This is a genomic window from Nocardia sp. NPDC050175, assembly GCF_044459885.1.
Classification (GTDB): domain Bacteria; phylum Actinomycetota; class Actinomycetes; order Mycobacteriales; family Mycobacteriaceae; genus Nocardia.
The window spans coordinates 292,569-313,460 of sequence record NZ_JBITJI010000005.1 but is presented as its reverse complement, the minus strand read 5'-3'; the positions used below and the strand labels follow the sequence as shown (position 1 = coordinate 313,460).

21 protein-coding genes are annotated in these 20,892 nt (G+C 67.3%); 18 read left to right on the top strand and 3 right to left on the bottom strand.

The window, feature by feature from the left end:
* The first annotated feature begins 97 nt into the window (after window positions 1-97).
* Genes ACIBK2_RS19240 through coaD form a run of 3 tightly spaced genes read left to right on the top strand, consistent with a single transcriptional unit; the run spans window position 98 to window position 4,589 of the window.
* Complete coding sequence (locus ACIBK2_RS19240) at window positions 98-3,496, top strand: pyruvate carboxylase (protein ID WP_396968881.1); 3,399 nt, start codon at window positions 98-100, stop codon at window positions 3,494-3,496.
* Window positions 3,493-4,044, top strand: a complete 552-nt coding sequence (gene rsmD / locus ACIBK2_RS19235) for a 16S rRNA (guanine(966)-N(2))-methyltransferase RsmD (protein ID WP_396968880.1) — start codon at window positions 3,493-3,495, stop codon at window positions 4,042-4,044. The genes ACIBK2_RS19240 and rsmD overlap by 4 nt, the downstream gene beginning before the upstream one ends.
* 59 nt (window positions 4,045-4,103) lie before the next feature.
* On the top strand, window positions 4,104-4,589 hold the full coding sequence (gene coaD / locus ACIBK2_RS19230) for a pantetheine-phosphate adenylyltransferase (protein WP_396968879.1): 486 nt from the start codon (window positions 4,104-4,106) through the stop codon (window positions 4,587-4,589).
* Between the two features lie 70 nt (window positions 4,590-4,659).
* Here the strand turns inward: coaD and ACIBK2_RS19225 are convergent, their stop codons facing one another.
* Entirely contained in the window at window positions 4,660-5,178 is a 519-nt protein-coding gene (locus tag ACIBK2_RS19225) for a GtrA family protein (RefSeq protein ID WP_396968878.1), read from the bottom strand.
* A gap of 368 nt (window positions 5,179-5,546) precedes the next feature.
* Between ACIBK2_RS19225 and ACIBK2_RS19220 the strand changes: the two genes are divergently transcribed.
* The 9 genes from ACIBK2_RS19220 to ACIBK2_RS19180 all read left to right on the top strand — a co-directional run bounded on the left by ACIBK2_RS19220 (window position 5,547) and on the right by ACIBK2_RS19180 (window position 12,840).
* Entirely contained in the window at window positions 5,547-6,293 is a 747-nt protein-coding gene (locus tag ACIBK2_RS19220) for a DivIVA domain-containing protein (protein WP_396968877.1), read from the top strand.
* A 162-nt stretch (window positions 6,294-6,455) separates the two neighbouring features.
* Window positions 6,456-7,124, top strand: a complete 669-nt coding sequence (locus ACIBK2_RS19215; protein WP_396968876.1) for a YceD family protein — start codon at window positions 6,456-6,458, stop codon at window positions 7,122-7,124.
* Window positions 7,125-7,126: 2 nt separating this feature from the next.
* On the top strand, window positions 7,127-7,309 hold the full coding sequence (gene rpmF, locus ACIBK2_RS19210) for a 50S ribosomal protein L32 (RefSeq protein WP_014987105.1): 183 nt from the start codon (window positions 7,127-7,129) through the stop codon (window positions 7,307-7,309).
* Between the two features lie 99 nt (window positions 7,310-7,408).
* Window positions 7,409-8,119, top strand: coding sequence for a ribonuclease III (gene rnc, locus ACIBK2_RS19205; protein WP_396968875.1), 711 nt, complete (start codon window positions 7,409-7,411; stop codon window positions 8,117-8,119).
* A 2-nt stretch (window positions 8,120-8,121) separates the two neighbouring features.
* Complete coding sequence (gene mutM / locus ACIBK2_RS19200) at window positions 8,122-8,982, top strand: bifunctional DNA-formamidopyrimidine glycosylase/DNA-(apurinic or apyrimidinic site) lyase (RefSeq protein ID WP_396968874.1); 861 nt, start codon at window positions 8,122-8,124, stop codon at window positions 8,980-8,982.
* A gap of 64 nt (window positions 8,983-9,046) precedes the next feature.
* The gene (locus tag ACIBK2_RS19195) at window positions 9,047-9,628 is read left to right on the top strand and encodes a dihydrofolate reductase family protein (RefSeq protein WP_379284786.1); all 582 of its coding nucleotides are present in this window, start codon (window positions 9,047-9,049) and stop codon (window positions 9,626-9,628) included.
* 5 nt (window positions 9,629-9,633) lie between these two features.
* On the top strand, window positions 9,634-10,695 hold the full coding sequence (locus ACIBK2_RS19190; RefSeq protein WP_396968873.1) for a PHP domain-containing protein: 1,062 nt from the start codon (window positions 9,634-9,636) through the stop codon (window positions 10,693-10,695).
* A gap of 106 nt (window positions 10,696-10,801) precedes the next feature.
* Window positions 10,802-12,328, top strand: coding sequence for a PstS family phosphate ABC transporter substrate-binding protein (locus ACIBK2_RS19185; RefSeq protein ID WP_396968872.1), 1,527 nt, complete (start codon window positions 10,802-10,804; stop codon window positions 12,326-12,328).
* Window positions 12,329-12,408: 80 nt separating this feature from the next.
* Window positions 12,409-12,840: a carboxymuconolactone decarboxylase family protein gene (locus tag ACIBK2_RS19180; protein ID WP_396968871.1), complete on the top strand. Its 432-nt coding sequence runs from the start codon at window positions 12,409-12,411 to the stop codon at window positions 12,838-12,840.
* 84 nt (window positions 12,841-12,924) lie between these two features.
* Here the strand turns inward: ACIBK2_RS19180 and ACIBK2_RS19175 are convergent, their stop codons facing one another.
* Window positions 12,925-13,221, bottom strand: coding sequence for a hypothetical protein (locus ACIBK2_RS19175; protein ID WP_396968870.1), 297 nt, complete (start codon window positions 13,219-13,221; stop codon window positions 12,925-12,927).
* Window positions 13,222-13,301: 80 nt separating this feature from the next.
* Between ACIBK2_RS19175 and ACIBK2_RS19170 the strand changes: the two genes are divergently transcribed.
* The 4 genes from ACIBK2_RS19170 (at window position 13,302) to ACIBK2_RS19155 (ending at window position 18,339) form a co-directional block, all read left to right on the top strand.
* Window positions 13,302-14,390 (top strand): winged helix DNA-binding domain-containing protein, encoded by a 1,089-nt coding sequence (locus ACIBK2_RS19170; RefSeq protein ID WP_396968869.1) that lies wholly within the window; start codon window positions 13,302-13,304, stop codon window positions 14,388-14,390.
* A gap of 334 nt (window positions 14,391-14,724) precedes the next feature.
* Window positions 14,725-15,921 (top strand): glycosyltransferase family 4 protein, encoded by a 1,197-nt coding sequence (locus tag ACIBK2_RS19165; RefSeq protein ID WP_396968868.1) that lies wholly within the window; start codon window positions 14,725-14,727, stop codon window positions 15,919-15,921.
* Window positions 15,918-18,056, top strand: coding sequence for a glycogen debranching N-terminal domain-containing protein (locus ACIBK2_RS19160; protein WP_396968867.1), 2,139 nt, complete (start codon window positions 15,918-15,920; stop codon window positions 18,054-18,056). The genes ACIBK2_RS19165 and ACIBK2_RS19160 overlap by 4 nt, the downstream gene beginning before the upstream one ends.
* Before the next feature lie 97 nt (window positions 18,057-18,153).
* Window positions 18,154-18,339, top strand: coding sequence for a hypothetical protein (locus ACIBK2_RS19155; protein ID WP_396968866.1), 186 nt, complete (start codon window positions 18,154-18,156; stop codon window positions 18,337-18,339).
* Window positions 18,340-18,402: 63 nt separating this feature from the next.
* Here ACIBK2_RS19155 and ACIBK2_RS19150 read toward each other — a convergent pair whose 3' ends face one another.
* Window positions 18,403-18,624, bottom strand: a complete 222-nt coding sequence (locus ACIBK2_RS19150; protein WP_396968865.1) for a hypothetical protein — start codon at window positions 18,622-18,624, stop codon at window positions 18,403-18,405.
* Window positions 18,625-18,900: 276 nt separating this feature from the next.
* On the opposite strand from ACIBK2_RS19150, the gene ACIBK2_RS19145 reads away from it, so the two are divergent.
* Together ACIBK2_RS19145 and ACIBK2_RS19140 are read left to right on the top strand one after the other, a co-directional pair.
* Window positions 18,901-19,614 carry a hypothetical protein gene (locus ACIBK2_RS19145; protein WP_396968864.1) on the top strand — a complete coding sequence of 238 codons (714 nt, stop codon included), beginning with the start codon at window positions 18,901-18,903 and terminating at the stop codon, window positions 19,612-19,614.
* A gap of 209 nt (window positions 19,615-19,823) precedes the next feature.
* Entirely contained in the window at window positions 19,824-20,891 is a 1,068-nt protein-coding gene (locus ACIBK2_RS19140) for an NAD-dependent epimerase/dehydratase family protein (protein WP_396968863.1), read from the top strand.
* Window position 20,892: the final 1 nt, after the last annotated feature.

The following is a 20,892-nucleotide window of genomic DNA, read 5'->3' as shown; positions in this document are numbered from 1 at the left end:
CCCGGATCTTCGCAACGGTGCTAGCCCGGGTTGTGAAGATGCTTGCGAAGCCCCCTTCCGTGTCTGTCTGGGGGCGGAGTCCGGGTACCTTAGGCGGATGTTCACGAAAGTTCTGGTTGCCAACCGCGGCGAGATCGCCATCAGGGCCTTCCGCGCGGCCTATGAGCTCGGCGTGGGGACGGTAGCCGTCTTCCCGTACGAGGACCGCAATTCGGTCCATCGGATGAAGGCGGCCGAGTCCTACCAGATCGGTGAACAGGGACACCCGGTCCGGGCGTATCTGTCGATCGACGCGATCGTCGACGCGGCCAAGTCGGCCGGCGCCGACGCCGTCTACCCCGGCTACGGCTTCCTGTCCGAGAACCCGGACCTGGCCGCGGCCTGCGCCCGCGAGGGCATCACCTTCATCGGTCCGTCCGCCGAGGTGCTCGAGCTCGCGGGCAACAAGGCACGGGCGATTGCCGCAGCCAAGGCCGCGGGTCTGCCGGTGCTGCGCTCCAGCGCGCCGTCTTCGGACGTGGACGAACTACTCGCCGCGTCGCAGGAACTGGACTACCCGATCTTCGTCAAGGCGGTGGCAGGCGGCGGCGGGCGCGGCATGCGCCGGGTCGCCGATGCCGAGCACCTGCGCGAGTCCATCGAGGCCGCGTCCCGCGAGGCCGAGTCGGCCTTCGGCGATCCGACCGTGTTCCTCGAGCAGGCCGTGGTGAACCCGCGCCACATCGAGGTGCAGATCCTGGCCGACCAGCACGGCAACGTGATGCACCTGTTCGAGCGCGACTGCTCGGTGCAGCGCAGGCATCAGAAGGTGATCGAGCTCGCGCCCGCGCCGAACCTGGATCCCGAACTGCGCGACCGCATCTGCGCCGACGCGGTGGCCTTCGCCAAGGAGATCGGCTACAGCTGCGCGGGCACCGTCGAGTTCCTGCTCGACGAGCGCGGCAAGCACGTCTTCATCGAGATGAACCCGCGCATCCAGGTCGAGCACACGGTGACCGAGGAGATCACCGATGTGGACCTGGTCCAGTCGCAGATGCGGATCGCGGCGGGGGAGACCCTCGAACAGCTCGGGCTCAGTCAGGAGACGGTCAGCATCCGCGGTGCCGCGATGCAGTGCCGGATCACCACCGAGGACCCGAACAACGGCTTCCGCCCCGACACCGGCCGGATCACCGCCTACCGCACGCCGGGCGGCGCGGGCATCCGGCTCGACGGCGGCGCCAACCTCGGCGCGGAGATCGGCGCCTACTTCGACTCGATGCTGGTGAAGCTCACCTGCCGCGGCCGCGACTTCGGCGCGGCGGTGTCGCGGGCGCAGCGTGCGCTCGCCGAGTTCCGAATTCGCGGCGTTACCACCAACATTCCGTTCCTGCTCGCGGTGCTGGACGACCCGGACTTCAGGGCGGGGCGGGTCACCACGTCCTTCATCGATGAGCGTCCGGAGCTGCTCAACCAGCGTGGGTCGGCGGACCGCGGTACCAAGATCCTCACGTATCTGGCCGATGTCACGGTGAACAAGCCGCACGGCGAGCGGCCGACGACGGTCTATCCGCACGACAAGCTGCCCGCGATCGATCTGTCGGTGCCGCCGCCGGACGGCTCTCGGCAGCGGCTGTTGCAGCTCGGCCCCGAGGGATTCGCTAAAGCGTTGCGCGCGCAGAAGGCGGTCGGGGTCACCGACACCACCTTCCGGGACGCGCACCAGTCCCTGCTGGCCACGCGCGTGCGCACCAACGGCCTGCTCGGTGTCGCCGGGCACGTGGCCCGGCTGACTCCCGAACTGCTGTCGATCGAGGCGTGGGGCGGCGCGACTTACGATGTGGCGCTGCGCTTCCTGTACGAGGACCCGTGGGAACGGTTGGCGGCCTTGCGCGCGGCCGTGCCGAACATCTGTCTGCAGATGCTGCTGCGTGGCCGAAACACCGTGGGCTACACGCCGTATCCGGAGCAGGTGACGCGGGCGTTCGTGTCCGAGGCCACCGCGACCGGTATCGACATCTTCCGGATCTTCGACGCGCTCAACAACGTTGATCAGATGCGTCCGGCGATCGATGCGGTGCGGGAAACCGGCACCGCCATCGCTGAAGTCGCGATGAGCTACACCGGGGACCTGTCCAACCCCGACGAAACCCTCTACACCCTTGATTACTACCTCAAACTCGCCGAGCAGATGGTCGACGCAGGCGCGCACATCCTGGCGATCAAGGACATGGCCGGACTGCTCCGCGCCCCCGCCGCCGCCACCCTGGTGACCGCGCTGCGCAGCAACTTCGACCTGCCGGTCCATGTGCACACCCACGACACCCCCGGCGGGCAGTTGGCGACCTATCTGGCCGCCTGGCAGGCCGGTGCCGACGCCGTCGACGGCGCGAGCGCCGCGATGGCCGGAACCACCAGCCAGCCTGCGCTTTCCGCGATCGTCGCCGCCGCGGCGCACAGCGAGCACGACACCGGGCTGAACCTGCAGAACATCTGCGATCTCGAGCCGTACTGGGAAGCACTGCGAAAGGTGTACAAGCCCTTCGAGTCCGGGCTCCCCGCCCCGACCGGACGCGTCTACACCCACGAGATCCCCGGCGGTCAACTCTCGAACCTGCGCCAGCAGGCCATCGCGCTCGGCCTGGGCGACCGGTTCGAGGAGGTCGAAGCGAAATACGCTGCCGCGGACCGGCTCCTGGGCCGCCTGATCAAGGTGACGCCGTCCTCCAAGGTTGTTGGTGACCTCGCCCTCGCCCTGGTCGGCACCGGCGTCGACATCGAAGACTTCGCCGCCGACCCGGGCCGCTACGACATCCCCGACTCGGTAATCGGTTTCCTGCGTGGCGAACTCGGCACCCCGGCCGGTGGCTGGCCCGAGCCGTTCCGCAGCCGCGCCTTGGCCGGACGTGGCGAGGCCAAGCCGGAGACCCCGCTCACCGCAGCCGACGAGGCGGGTCTGGCTGGCACCTCCGCCGAACGCCGCGGCACGCTGAACCGACTGCTGTTCCCCGCGCCCACCGCCGAATTCAACGCGCACCGCGAGAAGTACGGCGACACCATGGGTCTGTCGGCGAACCAGTTCTTCTACGGCCTGCGCCACGGCGAGGAACACCGCGTCCAACTCGAACCGGGCGTCGTCCTGCTCATCGGCCTCGAAGCCATCTCCGAGCCCGACGAGCGCGGCATGCGCACGGTCATGTGCATCCTCAACGGCCAGCTGCGCCCGGTCGCCGTCCGCGACCGCTCCATCGCCAGCGACATACCGGCTGCGGAGAAGGCGGACAAGGGCAATGCCGGTCATATCGCCGCACCGTTCGCCGGTGTCGTGACCTTGGCTGTCTCCGAGGGTGATTCGATCGCGGCGGGTGACACCGTCGGCACCATCGAGGCGATGAAGATGGAGGCCGCGATCACCGCGCCGCGGGCGGGCACCGTCGGCCGGGTCGCGATCGGCCAGGTACAGCAGGTCGAGGGCGGCGACCTGCTGATCGAACTCGCCGTGCGCGAGTCCGAATGACCCGGATCGTCGCCGGAACGGCGGGCGGGCGGAAGCTGCGGGTGCCGCCCGCCGGGACCCGCCCGACCTCCGACCGGGTGCGCGAGGCCGTGTTCAGCGCGCTCGACGCGCGGATCGACTTCGACGGCATCCGGGTGCTCGACCTGTATGCCGGCTCGGGCGCGCTCGGCTTGGAGGCGTTGTCCCGCGGCGCCGCCCACGCACTGCTGGTCGAAGCCGATCGCAAGGCAGCCGAGGTTGTCCGCGGCAACATCGCCGATGTCGGGCTGCCCGGCGCGGAGCTGCGTCTCGCGACCGTGGCGAGCGTGCTGGCACTGGGCGGCGCAGGCGAATTCGACCTGGTCCTGTCCGACCCGCCCTACGCGGTCGAGATCGACGCGGTGCTCGACGACCTGCGGGCGCTGGCCGACGGCTGGCTGCGGCCCGACGCCCTCGTCGTCGTCGAGCGGGCGCGCCGGTCGCCGGAAATCGAATGGCCTGCGGGCTATTCGGCGATGAAGCCGCGCAAGTACGGCGAAACACGCATCGAAATGGCGACTTTCGACTGACCGTGTGGTTTCGAGCACCCTCCGTGCCGCGTGACCCGCCCGCACGATAGCGTCTGACCATGGCAGGAGCACTGTGCCCCGGGTCCTTCGACCCGGTGACCAACGGACACATCGACGTCTTCGCGCGGGCAGCGGCTCAGTTCGACGAGGTCGTCGTCACCGTCTCGATCAACAAGAACAAGCAGGGCATGTTCAGCATCGACGAGCGCATGGAGATGCTGCGCGAGTCGACCGCCCACCTGCCCAACGTCCGAGTGGAGTCGTGGTACGGCCTGCTGGTGGACTTCGCCAAGGAACAGGGCGTCACGGCCATCGTGAAGGGCCTGCGTGACGCGACCGACTTCGGCTACGAGCTGCAGATGGCCCAGATGAACAAGAAGCTCTCCGGCGTCGAGACCTTCTTCATCGCCTCCAACCCCGCCTTCAGCTTCCTGTCCAGCTCGCTGGTCAAGGAGGTGGCGACCTTCGGCGGCGACGTCACCGACATGCTGCCCCCGTCCGTGCACAAGCGCCTGCTCGCCCGTCTGGCCGAGCGCCAGAGCTAGTCCAGAACGTAAATCAGCCCCGGCCCCAAAAGCTTTGGGACCGGGGCTGATTCCCCTCACTCGACGAGGTTCAGAACACCAAACCGCGCAGGGCCAGGAAGCGCATGCCGCCGACAACCGCGGTGATGCCGAGGATGGCCGTGGCCTCCGCCGTGCCGCCGATGGTCGGGGCCCACACGTCCAGCGCCGCCAGGCCCGCGGTGGTGATGGCCAGGCCGACCAGTGCCAGGCCGCCGCCCTCCCACTGTGCGGTGAACCAGCCGACGCGGCCGCTGGCGTGGAAGGTGAGCTGGCGGTGCAGCTCGTTGGCGATCACGGTGCTGACGATCGAGCCGACCACGTTGGCCATCAGCGGGCCGATGCCGTGCATAGCGAAGAACAGCAGCACGTAGGCGATATTGCTGGACCCACCGACCAGCGCGAAGCGAATCAGCTGAGCGAAGGCACGGTCGCCGCGCAGGTAAGCCATCAACTGCTGGAACCGCGCGGCCGTCGGTACCGGCTTCAGGAGCGGGTACGGGCCTACCCACGGCATGAAGTAGCTGGTGGTGCTAACTCCTGCCGATCTCTGTAGATCCAGAACAGTCATGGTGTTTCCGATCGAACTCAAGCCTTCGCTGGGGACAACAGCGATGGTGATCGCTTCCTTCCCGCCGACTCTTGATAGGTCCCGCTTGTTCAGTCGGAATCTGTCAACACTCGGCGGACCGGGTAGCCCTTCCCTCTGGCTTCCTCAATCCCGCAGTCCCGGTGGGGGCTGCGCTCGGGATGAAGACCTTGTCGATCTTCCTATTGACGATAACACGAAGTGGAGGCAGATCCTCCACTTGATTTGTGTGGCGTACGAGACACTGCGACGACACACCGGAGGGTGACTCGGCACAGGCCGTGATGAGGGGCACACTGGGGCTCGGCGGACAGTTCGCCATTGAGTCGTAGGAGAGTGGGGTAGTCAGCATGTACCGCGTATTCGAAGCCCTCGACGAGCTGGTCGCCATCGTCGAGGAGGCGCGTGGCATCCCGCCGACCCGCAGCTGCATCGTGCCGCGCGGCGACGTGCTGGAACTGCTCGACGACGTGCGCGACGCACTGCCGGGCGAGCTCGACGATGCCCAGGACGTGCTCGACATCAGAGACAAGATCGTCTCGGATGCCCGCTCGGCCGCCGAGATCACGGTGACCAGCGCCAACGAGCAGGCCGGTCACACCATCGGCTCGGCCCGCGAGGAGGCCGACCGCATCCTCGCCGACGCCAAGGCGCACGCCGACCGGATGGTCGCCGAGGCGAGCGCGCACGCCGACCACCTCGTCAACACCGCCCAAGCAGAGGCCGACCGCGTCGTCGCCGACGGCAACGCCGAATTCGAGGCCGTCACCGGCCGGGCCCGGCTGGAATCCGAGCGAATGATCGACGCGGGCAAGGCTTCCTACGATCGATCGGTCGCCGAGGGCGAGGCAGAGCGGGACCGCCTGGTCGCACAGACCGAGGTGGTACGCGCCGCGCACGCCGAATCCGCCAGGGTGATCGACGCCGCGCACGGCGAGTCCGATCGGATGCGCGAGGAATGCGACGTCTACGTCGACTCCAAGCTCGCCGACTTCGAGGAGACCCTGAGCAACACCCTGCGCACCGTCGGCCGCGGCCGCCATCAACTCCGCTCCGGCGCGGGCGCGCCTGACTACGCGGCCGACTACCGCCGCTGACCTCAACCAGCCGCACGGCCCCTGATTTCGCGCACCGGGTTTCGCATGCGATTCCCGGTGCCGGAAATCAATGAGCGTGCGGCGGCTGCATTTGGGTCGACACGAACCCTCGCGTATCGTGGTGTGGTTGCCCATCCCCCCCGAAAGTGAAGTGAGTTCGTGATGTCCGCCGGTTCCAGTTCTGCCCCGCGTAAAGGCTCGGTCCCGCGCCGTGAGCCCGACGCGGCCTTCGTGCTGGACGTCCGCAGTCTCGGCCGCCGGGCCGGAACGATGCGTGAGCTTCAGCGCACCATCACCACGGTCGAGCGGATCGGGCTGGATCTCATCGCGGTCCCGGTGGGCGCCGAGCTCGAGCTCGACCTGCAGATGCAGGCGGTGTCCGAGGGTGTCCTCGTCACCGGAACGGCCTCCGCGCCGATCGAGGGGGAGTGCTCGCGCTGCCTCGAGCCGTTCACCGACACGGTGAACGTGCACCTCACCGAGCTGTTCGCCTACCCGAACAGCACGACCGAGCAGACCACCGATGACGACGACTCCTACCGCATGATCGACGACACGATCGACCTCGAACCGGTGATCATCGACGCGATCGGCATCGAGCTCCCGCTGCAGCCGCTGTGCTCGCCAGACTGCGCCGGACTGTGCGCGGAATGTGGCGTCCGGATGGCGATTGCGGGATCCGAGCACTCGCATGAGATACTTGACCCTCGCTGGGCCGGGCTGGCGAAATTCGCCACTGCATCGCCCGGCAACGGCAGCCCCGACCAGGGTGCGGCCACAGCAGCAGACCAGTCAGCCGAAATGGCAAGCAATATGACAGAGGAGAAGTAGTCGTGGCCGTTCCCAAGCGCCGGATGTCCCGTTCCAACACCAGGTCGCGGCGCAGCCAGTGGAAGGCCACCGCGCCGACCCTGATCACCTGCCCGAACCGCGCCTGCGGCGAGAAGACCCTGCCGCACATCGCGTGCCCCTCCTGCGGCACGTACAAGGGCCGTCAGGTCACAGCAGCTGTCTAACAGTTCAACCTGTCGTATAGACGTGACTGAGCGCAGCGAAGGAACCAGGAACACAGCACCGCCGGTCGCAGCGGAGCCGAGCGTTAGCGAGGTGCAGCTGTGACCGAACCCGACTCGTCCCTTGGACACGCGAGCTTGCTCGCGGCGCTCGGCGTCGAGCTGCAGCCGGATCTGCTGCGGCTCGCGCTGACGCACCGGTCGTACGCATATGAGAACGGCGGCCTGCCGACCAACGAGCGCCTGGAATTTCTGGGCGATTCCGTGCTGGGTCTGAGCATCACCGAGCGGCTTTACCACGAGCACCCGGACAAGTCCGAGGGCGAACTGGCCAAGCTGCGCGCGAGCGTGGTCAACATGCATGCGCTCGCCGAGGTGGCGCGTCAGCTCGGCGAGGGCGGCCTCGGCGTGCACCTGTTGCTCGGCAAGGGCGAAGAGCTCACCGGCGGCCGGGACAAGCCGAGCATCCTTGCCGACGGCATGGAGTCGCTGCTCGGTGCGGTGCACCTGGAGCACGGCATCGACGTCGCGCGTGAGGTGGTGCTGCGGCTGTTCGCCGACCTGCTCGAGCGCGGACCCCGGATGGGGGCCGGCCTCGACTGGAAGACGAGCCTGCAGGAACTCACCGCCGAACGCGGTCTCGGTGTGCCCAGTTACGAGATCACCTCGACGGGCCCCGATCACGACAAGGAATTCACCGCGACCACCGTGGTCGGCGGCCGGGCCTACGGGCAGGGCGTCGGTCGCTCCAAGAAGGAAGCCGAGCAGAAGGCCGCGGGCACCGCCTACCAGGCGCTGACCGCCGAATCCTGATCGTGCCAGAACTTCCCGAGGTAGAGGTCGTCCGGCGCGGCGTCGCCGAGCACGTGGTCGGTCGCGTCATCGAATCGGTCGTGATCACCCATCCCCGCTCGGTGCGCCGCCACCTCGAGGGCGCCGCCGATCTCGCCGCGCGGCTGACCGGCCTGAAGGTCGAGTCCGCCGAGCGGCGCGGCAAATATCTCTGGCTCACCTTCGACGAGCCGGACACCGCGCTCGTCGTGCATCTCGGCATGAGCGGGCAAATGCTCGTGCAACCCGCGGACGCACCGCTGGAGAAGCACGCGCACATCCGCGCGACCCTCGGCGACGGCACGCAACTGCGCTTCGTCGACCAACGCACCTTCGGCGGCTGGGCGCTCGCCCCGCTGGTCGAGGTGGACGGCACCCGGGTGCCCGAACCGGTCGCGCACATCGCCCGCGACCCACTGGATCCGCTCTTCGACGCCGAATCCGTGGTCGCCGCGGTGCGTGCCAAGCAGACCGAGATCAAACGCGTGCTGCTCGATCAGAGCGTCATCTCCGGCATCGGCAACATCTACGCCGACGAATCCCTGTGGCGCGCAAAGCTGCACGGCACCCGCCTCGCCGCCGGGCTGTCCCGCCCCACCATCCGCGCACTGCTCACCGATGTCGGCGCGGTGATGGGGGAGGCGCTCACGGCCGGTGGCACCTCGTTCGACGCGCTGTACGTGAACGTCAACGGCGAATCCGGTTACTTCGAACGTTCGCTCGCCGTCTACGGCCGCGAGGACGAGCCGTGCCGTCGCTGCGGCGCCCCGATCCAGCGGGAAAAGTTCATGAATCGTTCGTCGTATTCTTGCCCGCGGTGCCAGCCGAAGCCTCGCACTCGTTAGCGGACGCGAGCTACCTTGCTAGTAGGCGGTTCGGGAAGTCGGTCCGGCCGTGGAGGAAGGACACATGCGCAAGCTCACGTATTACGTAGCGTCGACCATCGACGGATACATCGCCACCGAGGACGGATCGGTCGATTTCTTCCCGGTCGGTGGCGACCATGGGCCTGCGATCACCGCGCAATACCCGGAGACGCTGCCGACCAAGGTGCGCGAGTCGATCGGCATCGACAAGCGCAACCGCTACTTCGACACCGTGCTGATGGGCCGCAAGACGCACGACTTCGGCGTGCGCACCGGCACTTCGAGCCCGTATGCGCATCTGAAGCAGTATGTGGTGTCCACCACGCTGCCGGAGAACCCCGATCCCGACGTCGAGCTGATCGCCGCCGATCCGCTGGCGAAGGTGCGAGAACTCAAGCGCGACAACGGTCTCGGGATCTGGCTCTGCGGCGGCGGCGAGCTGGCGCAGGAATTGCTGCCGGAGATCGATCAGATCTTCCTCAAGCTGTACCCGGTGCTGCTCGGCCGCGGTAAGTCGCTGTTCGGCTCGGGTCCGCGGCTGCCCGATGCGGCCAAGTTCCGGGTGATCACCAGCCGGGTGTTCGAGGACGGAGTGGCCTTCATGAAATACAGCAGGATTCGTTAACCGCTGTGGCGGAAGACGATTCGATCGCGGCGGACCCGACGAGCACGCCGGGGCCGGTGGAGGTGCTTCGCGAGATCGGCTTCTGGCTGGAACGCTCGCGGGCCGAAACCTATCGGGTGAAGGCATACCGCCGCGCCGCCGATATCGTCGCGGAGCTGTCGGACGAGGACCGCGCGGTGCACCGGGCCGCGCACAGCTGGCGCGATATCGCCGGGATCGGGCCGAAGACCGCGGGCGTGATCGAACAGTCCTACTCCGGCGTGGTGCCGCAACAGCTGCTGGACCTGCGCAACGCGGCGAAGCCGATCGGTGTGCCGGGTAAGCCGCTGCGTGCGCAGCTGCGCGGCGACCTGCACACGCACTCGGACTGGTCCGACGGCGGTAGCCCGATTGCGGAGATGATGGGTGTTGCCGCGGCCCTCGGGCACGAATACTGCGCGCTCACCGATCATTCACCGCGCCTGACGGTCGCCAACGGGCTGTCCGCAGACCGGCTGCGCAAGCAACTCGACGTGGTCGCCGAACTCAACGACCGCCTAGCGCCGTTCCGCATCCTCACCGGCATCGAGGTGGACATCCTCGACGACGGCACCCTCGACCAAGAGGCCGACCTGCTCGCCGAACTCGACATCGTGGTAGCCAGCGTGCACTCGCACCTGCGCGCGGACAGCGCGACGATGACCAAACGGATGGTTTACGCGGTGGCCAACCCCAACGTCGACGTGCTCGGCCACTGCACCGGACGGCTCGTCGAGGGCGGCCGCGGCACTCGTCCCGAGTCGACGTTCGACGCGGAGATGGTGTTCGAGGCGTGCCGCACCTACGGCACCGCCGTCGAGATCAATAGCAGGCCGGAACGCCGCGACCCGCCCTCCCGGCTGATCCAACTCGCGGTCGAGATGGACTGCCACTTCTCCATCGACACCGACGCGCACGCGCCCGGCCAATTGGACTGGCAGGGCTACGGTTGCGAACGCGCCCTCGCGAATGGTGTTGCGGCCGAACGGGTCATCAACACCTGGCCGCTGGCCGACCTGCTGGCCTGGACCGAGTCGCCCGGCGCGTGATGGCCGTCGGGTTAAATGTTGCCGAATAGTTCTGCCGTTCCGGAGATCATCGTCGAACGCGACTGAAAATGGTTGCCAGACAGATCTTGTGGGGGTGGGTTAACCGTTGGGCGACTTTCCGGTCGAAATCGTGCTGGCGCTCATCGGTATCGCGGTGCCGATCGGCGCGTTCCTGTACGAGTTCGTGATCGTCGGGCGCAAGCGCCTGGGCTACCGCGTGCAGATGGACACGCCCGTCACCGGTGAGGTCGAATCGGTGTTCCCCGGCGTGCTGCCGCAGCTGCGGCCCGCGCTGGACGGGGCGAGCCCGGCCCTGAAGGATCTCTCGATTGTCTTGGTGCGCATCGAGAACAGCGGCGCGACCCCCATCGACACGCACGACTACAAGGCGCCCGATCCGGCGCGGATCGGCCTGCACCTGCGGTTCCCGCAGCGCCTGGTGATCGGCATGGCGGTGACCGAGCTCAGCGATCCCGGCCTGGCGGACAGCCTGGACGGTGACTCCGGCATCGCGGTGCGCGAGGACATGGCCGGGCATATCGGCGTCATCGATCTGCCCAAGGTGCCGTTGAATCGTAGTGAGCACTACAAGATCCTGGCCATCCTGCAGCGCTCCGAGGGCTCGGGGGAGTATCCCGTGCCGGTGTTGACCGGCGGCATCAAGGGCGGGCGCGTCCAGGAAACCAGAAGCCAGACCGGTATTCCCCGAATGATGTTGGGGCTGACCATCTTTCTGGTGCTGGTGATCGCCGTTCAGCTCATCGTCGCCGCGGTCGAGCCCGCGCCGACCCCGTTGGAATGCGCCTCGGGCAAGCTCACCGTTGTGGGGTCATCAGCCTTCGCGCCGGTGGTGCGGGAGGCCGCCGATTTCTATGGGAAGCGGTGTACCGGAGCGCAATTCGCGTTCAACTTCGAGGGCACCGAGCGTGGGCTCGATCGGCTGGCCGAGGAGGGCAAGGACAATCCGGCGCTGCTGGCGATCAGCGACGGTCCGAAGGGCAGCGGGTATCCCACGCTGGTGTACCGCCCGCTGGCCTTGTCGCTGTTCACCGTGATCGTCAACAAGGACGTCGGCGTGCAGAGTCTCACCGAAACCCAGATCCGGGACCTGTACCAGGGCCGGGTCGGCAACTGGCGCGACGTGGGCGGTCCCGATCTGCCGGTCGTGCTGGTGAATCGGATCCCCGGCTCCGGCACCCGAAATACGTTCGAGCGCAGGCTACTCGGCGCGGGCCAGCCCGATCGCCCGCACGTGAGCTGTACCGCGATCAAGGGCACGGCGACCGCCGCCGGGGCGCACTGCGATGTCCAGGTGACCACGGATATGCAGAAGGCGGTCGGCGAGATCCCCGGCGCCATCGGCTATTCCGAGTTCTCCGAGGCGGTGGACGCCGGGTTGCCGACCGTCGCGATCAACGGCGTCACCGCGAACCGCGACGCCGCGATCAACCGCACCTACCCGTTCTGGGGCGTGGAATACGGCTACAGCTACGGCGAGCTGCCCGGCGACTCGCTGGCCGCGGCCTTCCTGCACTTCCTGGTCGATCAGACCGGCAAGGATGTGCTGCGCGCGCACGGCAACGCGCCGTGCGCCGAGCTGCCCGACCCGGGCCGGTGCCTGCCGGATTCGTGATCGCGCGTCACACTTTTCCGGCCTGTCTCGTCTCTCTGGTGTAGCCGAAACATCGAGGAAAGGACGACAACGTGTCACGGATGAAGCTGGCGAAGGTAGCACCGGAGCTGTACCAGGCGTGGTTCGCGGCCGAGGGGGTCATCCGCCGCGGCCCGCTGGACCCGGTGGTTCGGGAACTGGTGAAGATTCGCGCCTCGCAGATCAATGGCTGCGTGTACTGCATTGATATGCACACCACCGATGCCAGGCTGGCCGGGGAAACCGAAAAGCGCATCTTCCAACTCGACGCCTGGCGTGAGTCGCTGCTCTACTCCGATGCCGAACGGGCGGCCCTCGCCTATGCCGAGGCGGTGACGAAGCTCGGCGACCACGGTATCAGCGACGAGGTATGGGCCGACGTCGAGCAGCATTTCGACGAGGCCGCCGCCGCCGGTTTGGTCGCGGTAACCGCAATGATCAACCTGTGGAACCGAATCGGCGTTCCCCTGCGCATGCAGCCCGACGTGGACTGACCCACGCACATCCGACGACCGAAGGCGCCCTTCATTCCGCCGGCCAGGCCGAAGGGCGCATTCGGTCGATCGTGGGGCCGGGTGTCAGTCGGTCGGCGGCAGCATCGGCCGGGTGAAGTAGTCCTCGACCGGTAGGGGGCCGGTGTAGCGGCGGCAGGGGCAGCGCACCCACTCCCACGTCGCGGGCGCGATGGACCGGCGCTCCTCGGCATGGCACTCGCCGGCTTGCGCATCGTGGATGGCCAGGTCGTGCCCGCATCCGCACTTCGCGACGCTCCGGATCGCCTTGTCGCCGACGCGCCCGCGCCGGCCGTAGCGTCCGACGGCCCAGCCGACGCCGAGGATTCCGGCTCCGACAGCCAGGGTGATGGGATCGAACATGCGACCATTGTACGTATACGTATGCGGGTTCACCGGCGAAGGGCCCCGTTCTGTCGGTGGTATCGGCGAAGATGGCAGGCATGACGGAACTATCGCTGCGTGAGCTGAACCGAACCCTGCTGGTGCGTCAGATGCTGGCGCAGCGGGTCGCGATGACACCGTTGGAACTGGTGCGGCATCTGGTCGCGGTGCAGGGGCAGGAACCCAACTGGCCCTACGTCGGGCTGTGGACCCGGCTCACCGACTTCGCGCACGACGACCTGGCGGCGCTGCTACGGGAGCGAAAGCTGGTGCGCTCGGCCATGATCCGCCGCACCGTGCACCTCGCCGACGCGCAGGACTTCCGCTGGCTGCGCCCGACGGTGCGTCCGGTCGTGCGGACGGCACTGCAGGCGCCGTACTACCGCGACGAGATCGAGGGCATCGATCTGGACGAGCTCGCCGCCGCGGGTCGCGACGTGCTGTCCGGGCGCATCATGTCCCGCGCCGATCTCGGAACGCTACTCGGCGAGCGCTTTCCGGGTCGGCACACGCGCAGGCTCGCCGAGTCGGCGGAGCTGCTCGTCCCCATGGTGCACAGCCCGGTGACCGGGGCCTGGGGCAAATGGCGCAACCGCTCGGTGACCGTCGCGCTCGCCGACGAATGGATCGGCGAGCCGATGGAGACAGTCCCGCATGCGGAGACGCTGATCCTGCGCTACCTGGCCGCGTTCGGTCCGGCCACCGTCGCCGACATGCAGGCGTGGGCGGGCGTCACCCGGCTCGCCGAGGTGGTCGACGAGATGCGTACCCGCCTACGCGTTTTCACCGACGACCAGCATCGGGTGCTGTTCGACCTGCCGGAAGCCCCCCTCGCAGACCCGAATCTGCCGGTGCCGGTGCGCTTCCTGCCCGCCTTCGACAACGCGCTGCTCGGCCACAAGGACCGGCGCCGGATCATCAGCGACGAGGATCGTCAGCGGATCGCCGCGGAGGCGTCGGGTGGTGTCCCGATGTACCTGGTCGACGGTTTCGTGCACGGCCGGTGGTCCTTGGACGACACCACTATTCGGGTTACCCCGTGGCATCCGTTGTCTTCGGCCGACGCGGAAGAGCTGCGCGCCGAGGCCGAGCGGATGCTGACCTTCGTCGTTCCCGGTCAGGATGGAAAGATCGTGATCGAAGGCTGAGCCGATATCCAGTCCGGTAGACATATTCGATTGAAACTCGCAAAGGCCGGTTCTACCTGGGGATCTCGGCTATCGATCAGCAACGTATCCGACTGCATGGTTTGAGACGGCTCCGGTGAGGTACATCACTGGCGGCCCCCCTGATCGCGCGGCTAGCGACCAGGCCAACCAAGCCTTACGGACTGGCGGTGCAGCACCAGCTCCACCTCCGCCGTGGCGGCCACCGGCTCGGCGCCCTGCGCTTTCCGAGTGCTGGGTGTGCGCGAATTGCTAACGGTTGTGCCCAAGCAAATGGTTGTGTCCCTGCACGGTGTGCCCCTTTGGAAGGAGGGTCATGAGCGAGTTGCCCATGTCGCGTTCGGGTCAGGTTTCTACTTCGGACTTGCTGTCGATCGATCACAGCGGCTCCCGATTCCGCATCGCGATGGTTGTTCCGCCGTACTTCGATGTGCCGCCCAAGGCGTACGGAGGTGTCGAGGCCGTCGTCGCCGATCTGGTCGACTCGCTGGTGGCCAGAGGCCACGACGTCACCCTGCTCGGCGCGGGCGAGCCGGGCACCAAGGCGACCAAGTTCATTCCGCTGTGGGACAACATCTGCCCCGAGCGCCTCGGCGAGCCGTTCCCCGAGGTGTTGCACGCGCTGCGGGCACGCCGGGCGATCGAGAAGCTCGCCGCCGCGGGCAGCATCGACCTCGTGCACGAGCACACCTTCGCGGGCCCGCTGAACGCGCCGGCGTATAGGGGACTTGGCTTGCCGACCGTGGTGACGGTGCACGGACCGGTCGAGGGCGAATGTTATGAGTACTACCGGGAAATGGGCGATGAGGTCTCGCTCGTCGCGATCAGCGACCGGCAGCAGGAGCTGGCCCCGGATTTGAATTGGGCTGGGCGCGTGCATAATGCTCTGCATCCCGAGGAGTGGCCGTTCCGTGCCGACAAGGACGACTACGCGCTGTTCCTCGGCCGCTTCAACGAGTGCAAGGCGCCGCATCTGGCGCTGGAGGCCGCGCACGCCGCGGGCATCCCGCTCGTGCTTGCCGGCAAGTGCAGCGAGCCGTCCGAGATCAAATACTTCGAGGAGCAGGTACGCCCGTTGTTGACCGACCAGGATCACGTGTTCGGCCTCGCCGACGCCACCGACAAGCGAAAGCTGTTGGCGGGAGCCAAGTGTCTGCTCTTCCCGATCCGCTGGGAGGAACCCTTCGGCATGGTGATGATCGAGTCCATGGTGTGCGGCACACCGGTCGTCGCGTTGCGCGGCGGCGCGGTTGCCGAGGTGATCGTCGACGGGGTCACCGGCCGCGTGTGTGACGATCCGGCCGAACTCACCGCCGCCATCGCCGAGGTGCAGACCATGGATCCGGCGGCCTGCCGCGCGCACGTCGAGGCGAATTTCGGCGCCGACACGCTGGGGCGCGGCTACGAGCAGGTCTACCGCAAGCTGATGCGCGCGGCACGCAAGCGGACCGGATTCCGTTGGTACCAGGATCAAGCCGTGCCGATGCAGGCCGCGGCGAGCGGACTCGCGTGACGGCGGATCCCACCGCCGCACTCAGCCCCGCCCCACTGAACTCCGGTGAGCCAACGGGTTTCGGTGGGGCGGGCTCGGTGACGCTGGTGGAGGGCGGCACCTTCTGCCTGTCGAACCGGCTCGGCGATGTCGAGCCGGGCCGCCCGCACGGACTCTTCTTCCGGGACGCGCGGGTGGTATCCCGGTGGGAGCTGCTGGTGGACGGCCAACTGCCCGAACCGCTTTCGGTGCTCAGCCCGGAGGCGTTCGCGGCCAGGTTCGTGCTGCGAAGACCGCCGACGGCCGGGCTGGCCGACAGCACGCTGCTGGTGGTGCGCGAGCGGATCGTCGCCGACGGCATGCACGAGGTGCTCACGCTGGAGAACATGGGCCGCGAGTCGACGGCGGTCACCCTCGAACTGCATATCGACGCCGATTTCGTCGACCTGTTCGCGGTCAAGGAGGGGCGGGCCGGACACGGCCGGTCCGAGGTGACGGTGGCCGAGGGCGAGCTGCTGTTCCACGATCGGACCGATCGGATGCGCGGGCTCTCGGTGTCGGCGACCGTCGAACCCACGGTATTGCCAGGCACGTTGCTGTGGCGGGTGGTGGTGCCGGTCGGCGAGAGCTGGCAGACCGAGATCACCGCCCAGCCCACCCTCGGTAACCAGCGGTTCCAGGCGCCGCTGGCACCGGGCGAGCACTACGGGGTGAGCGCGCCCGGCCGCAAGATCGCCGCCTGGCGGCACACCGCCACCGACGTCTCCGCGTCGCATCCGGAACTCAGCCAGGTGTTGCGGCGCAGCGAAAGTGACCTGGGCGCCTTGCAGATTCACGACGACACCGGCCAGAACCGGCCGTTCGTCGCGGCGGGCGCGCCCTGGTTCATGACCCTGTTCGGTCGCGACAGCCTGCTGACCGCCTGGATGGCGCTGCCCCTCGAGGTCGATCTCGCCCTCGGCACGCTGCAGCAGCTGGCCGAACTGCAAGGGCAGACGGTGAATCCGCTCACCGAGGAGGAGCCGGGGCGGATCATGCACGAGATGCGCCGCGGCCCGGCAGGCGGGCTGGTACTCGGCGGCAACATCTATTACGGAACCGTCGACGCCACACCGCTTTTCGTGATGCTGCTGGCGGAATGTCATCGCTGGGGCGCGGATTCGGCATCGATCAGGGAGCTGCTGCCCGCGGCCGACGCGGCGCTGGACTGGATCAGCGATTACGGCGACCGCGACGGCGACGGGTTCGTCGAGTACTGCCGGGCCACCGACCGCGGCCTGGTCAACCAGGGCTGGAAGGACAGCTGGGACGGCGTCAACGACCTGGACGGTCACGTCACCGAGGCGCCGATCGCGCTGTGCGAGGTGCAGGGTTACGTGCACGCCGCGCTGCTGGCCCGCGCCGAGCTCGCCGAGGCGTTCGACGACCCGCACCGGGCCGGGGAACTGCGCGATCAGGCGGCTCAACTGCGCGGCAAGTTCGGCGAAGCGTTCTGGCTGCCCGAGCGCGGCTGGTACGCCATCGCGCTCGACAAGGGCAAGCGTCGCATCGACGCACTGACAAGTAATGCGGCGCACTGCCTTTGGTCCGGCATCGCCAGCGATGCGCACGCCGCCGAACTGGTGCAACGACTCTCGGGACCGGAGATGGACAGCGGTTTCGGATTGCGCACGCTCGCTTCGACAATGGGCGCCTACAACCCGATGAGCTACCACTGTGGCTCGGTGTGGCCGCACGATACCGCCATCGCGGTCGCCGGTCTGCTGCGCTACCGGCACGTGCCAGGCGCCGTCGAGCTGGCGACCCGGCTCGCCACCGGATTGCTCGACGCCGCAACGGCTTTCGACGGCAGACTACCCGAGCTGTACTGCGGCTTCCCACGCTCGCGGTTCCCGGCCCCGGTGCCGTACCCGACCTCCTGCTCACCTCAGGCATGGGCGAGCGCTGCCCCGCTGCTGCTGGTGCGGGCATTCCTCGGCCTCGACCCCGACGTACCCAACCGCACCATCACGGTACGCCCGCTGGTGCCGCCGGAATGGGGCCGAATCACGTTGTCCGCGTTGCGACTCGGCCCGATCACCGTCGACCTGGAGGTGGAGGGCGCGCAGGTCACCGCCGCCCGCCTACCCGACGATTGGCAATTGATCACGCGATGATCTTTGGTATGAACGGCCCGACATCGGGTACTCGTCCGATGTAAGCATTCAGGTCATGCTTTTCAGGCTGATAGACGACGCAGGCTGGAGGCGCACCATGCAGACATCGCTGGATATGCGGGACCTGTGGAGCACACAGCACCGCGACTGCACCATCGAACCCATGGATCTGGACATGGACCTCGCCCAGTTCGTCCGCAGTACCCACGCGGGCCACGGCCCCGAATGCTGCCAGTACCTAGCCGCTTCGGCCTATTACTTCGACCACGCCGCAGTGGGCTGACCACAACGATTGACAGTGCCTCGGCTCCGTGTGGTGGGAGCCGAGGCGCTGTTGAGTGCTGTATTACTCGTGAGCAGTGGGGGTGGCGCCGCCGAGGCCGCCGGACAGACTCGACAGGGTCTTGGAGAAGGTCGTCGCGGACCCGGTGACGGGGTCGTCGACCGATTGGGCGCTGGGGGCGCCCTCCAGGAGCAGGCCGGATTCGGCGGTCGCGTGGGCGGCGCCGAGTAATGAGCCGACTCCGAGCGCACCGAGTAGCAGGCTGTTCGTCACTATTCGCTTCATGAATTCGTTCCCTCCGTTGGCGATACGGCGTTGCCGTGTGCGGGCTGGCCGATGACTTTTCGGTAAGCATTCGTTGCCGTGTTCGTTCCGGATGGTCGGCAGGTCGGCGGAGAGCCAGCGCCCGCCGGATGCGCTCGCGAGATCCACCCATCCGGTAACGCATTGGTGACGAATACTGTCCGGCACCACAACCATTCCACGCCCGAACGGTGGTCGGCTTACCGAGACGGCACGACCGGAAGGATCACTATTTTGGCGCGCATACGCTTCGTCTCGATGTTCGCTGCGGCCTGTGTGAGTTTGGCTGTCGCGGCTCCCGCGCTGGCGAGTCCGGCGCCCAACGAGCAGTTGGATGTGCTCGGCGGTCGGACTCTCGGGGAGATACGAGACGACTTGAAGAGCAATCTGTACGCGAACGCATGGCTGACCGTGATGGGATCCGCGAATGCGCGTGGGCTGTGCGAGAAGGATGATTTCGACACTCAGACTCTCGCGGCCCTCGGTGAAATCCAGGATCGCTATCCGGTAGCAGGAATCGAGAGCCCCAGTAAAACCGCGAGGTACATGGTCTCGCACGGGACGAAGTGGGGATTTTCCGAGGTCACCAGCGACTACACCAACGAATTTCGGCATAAGTTCTGTGCCAGCCAAGAGGTCAGAAGCGAGTACGAAAGCCAAAAGAAGAAGGCCGCCGAGGATGGCGGAAAGGTGATGTTCGAGACCGACAAAGAATTTCTGAAGGTGTACTACGCGCAGGCGATCGATTACTACAAGGTGCTGGTCGGCGCCGGTGTGGACGTCGACGCCTACTTCGCGGAGGCGAAAGAGAAGGACAACGCGAATCAATTGGTGAACAGCGGAAAAGAAATGGGGGAAAGGATCAAGTTGCGAGAATGCTATCTGGCGACCTGGACGACATCACCTGCGGGAATCGGCACGATGGAGGAAGAAGAGGAAAAGGCCGCTTGTAAGGACAAGAAGGACGAGTAGCCGCCTCGGCCCGCGCGATCTCGTGCGCGGGCCGCCGGTCGATCAGTTGTGCTGTAGTCCGGCGTGCGCTGTTCATGACGAAATTCTGACGGTGCGGCGTGGATGGCCTGCGATGCCGGTCGGACCAGGCACGATCTGTTCATGACATCAGTTCTCGCAGGGACGTTCGTGCTCGACGCCCGGGCCGGGCGGCCGCCGAAGAGGCAGGGGTGAGTGGCGTGCGGGTGTTGCTGACCGGTGCCGCCGGGTTCATCGGGTCGCATATTCGGCGGGAGTTGGTCGATGCGGGGCATGCGGTGGTTTCGCTCGATCTGATGCTGTCCGCGGCGCATGGTCCGTCGGCGGCGACCCCCGAAGGCGTTGAGCGAGTGGATGTCCGGGATGGTGCGGCGCTCGATGCGGTGCTGGGTGGTGTCGATGTCGTCTGTCATCAGGCCGCGGTGGTCGGTAACGGGGTGAGTGCGCAGGACGCGCCTGCCTATGCGAGTCACAACGACTTCGGGACCGCCGTCTTGCTGGCGGCGATGGATCGGGCCGGATGCCGTCGGCTGGTGCTCGCGTCCTCGATGGTCGTGTACGGCGAAGGTCGCTATCGCGGCGAGCGTTGCGGCCCAGTCGAAGTCGGTGTTCGCCGGATCGAGGACCTGGATGCCGGAATGTTCGAGTACCGCTGCCCGGACAGCGGCGAGATACTCACCTGGGATTCCGTGCACGAGGATGCGCCGTTGCGTCCGCGCAGCTTGTACGCGGCGAGCAAACTCGCACAGGAGAATTACGCTGCCGCCTGGTCCGCGGTGACGGGATCGTCGGTGACCGCACTGCGCTATCACAACGTCTACGGCGACGATATGCCCAGGGACACACCCTATTCCGGGGTCGCGGCGATCTTCCGATCGGCGCTGGAGGCGGGGCAACCGCCGCAGGTTTATGAAGATGGTGGGCAGACACGGGATTTCGTACACGTCACCGATATCGCCGCGGCGAACCTCGCCGCGGTCGAGCAGCCGCTGCCCGGTTTCGTTCCGCTCAATGTCTCCTCCGGACGCCCCATCACGATCCGGGAGGTCGCGGTCACGCTGGCGGCGGCGCGCGGCGGGCCGGACCCGGTGGTGACGGGGCGCTATCGTCCGGGCGACGTGCGACATGTGGTCGCGGATCCGGACAAGGCCAGGCGTGCACTGGGTTTCGCCGCGCGAGTGGATCCCATTGCAGGCCTCACCGAGTTCGCGTTCGCGCCGCTGCGCAGTAGCGCGGGGGTTTGTGCGCCGACCCTGTGAT

What these genes read in the sequence shown, in the direction of transcription:
- ACIBK2_RS19220 (WP_396968877.1), top strand. Translation starts at nt 5,547, where the DNA reads ATGTACCGCGTATTCGAAGCCCTCGACGAGCTGGTCGCCATCGTCGAG.
- ACIBK2_RS19165 (WP_396968868.1), top strand. Translation starts at nt 14,725, where the DNA reads ATGAGCGAGTTGCCCATGTCGCGTTCGGGTCAGGTTTCTACTTCGGAC.
- ACIBK2_RS19155 (WP_396968866.1), top strand. Translation starts at nt 18,154, where the DNA reads ATGCAGACATCGCTGGATATGCGGGACCTGTGGAGCACACAGCACCGC.
- ACIBK2_RS19150 (WP_396968865.1), bottom strand. Translation starts at nt 18,624, where the DNA reads ATGAAGCGAATAGTGACGAACAGCCTGCTACTCGGTGCGCTCGGAGTC.
- ACIBK2_RS19180 (WP_396968871.1), top strand. Translation starts at nt 12,409, where the DNA reads ATGAAGCTGGCGAAGGTAGCACCGGAGCTGTACCAGGCGTGGTTCGCG.
- ACIBK2_RS19240 (WP_396968881.1), top strand. Translation starts at nt 98, where the DNA reads ATGTTCACGAAAGTTCTGGTTGCCAACCGCGGCGAGATCGCCATCAGG.
- ACIBK2_RS19225 (WP_396968878.1), bottom strand. Translation starts at nt 5,178, where the DNA reads ATGACTGTTCTGGATCTACAGAGATCGGCAGGAGTTAGCACCACCAGC.
- rsmD (WP_396968880.1), top strand. Translation starts at nt 3,493, where the DNA reads ATGACCCGGATCGTCGCCGGAACGGCGGGCGGGCGGAAGCTGCGGGTG.
- ACIBK2_RS19175 (WP_396968870.1), bottom strand. Translation starts at nt 13,221, where the DNA reads ATGTTCGATCCCATCACCCTGGCTGTCGGAGCCGGAATCCTCGGCGTC.
- ACIBK2_RS19170 (WP_396968869.1), top strand. Translation starts at nt 13,302, where the DNA reads ATGACGGAACTATCGCTGCGTGAGCTGAACCGAACCCTGCTGGTGCGT.
- ACIBK2_RS19215 (WP_396968876.1), top strand. Translation starts at nt 6,456, where the DNA reads ATGTCCGCCGGTTCCAGTTCTGCCCCGCGTAAAGGCTCGGTCCCGCGC.
- ACIBK2_RS19195 (WP_379284786.1), top strand. Translation starts at nt 9,047, where the DNA reads ATGCGCAAGCTCACGTATTACGTAGCGTCGACCATCGACGGATACATC.
- coaD (WP_396968879.1), top strand. Translation starts at nt 4,104, where the DNA reads ATGGCAGGAGCACTGTGCCCCGGGTCCTTCGACCCGGTGACCAACGGA.
- ACIBK2_RS19145 (WP_396968864.1), top strand. Translation starts at nt 18,901, where the DNA reads ATGTTCGCTGCGGCCTGTGTGAGTTTGGCTGTCGCGGCTCCCGCGCTG.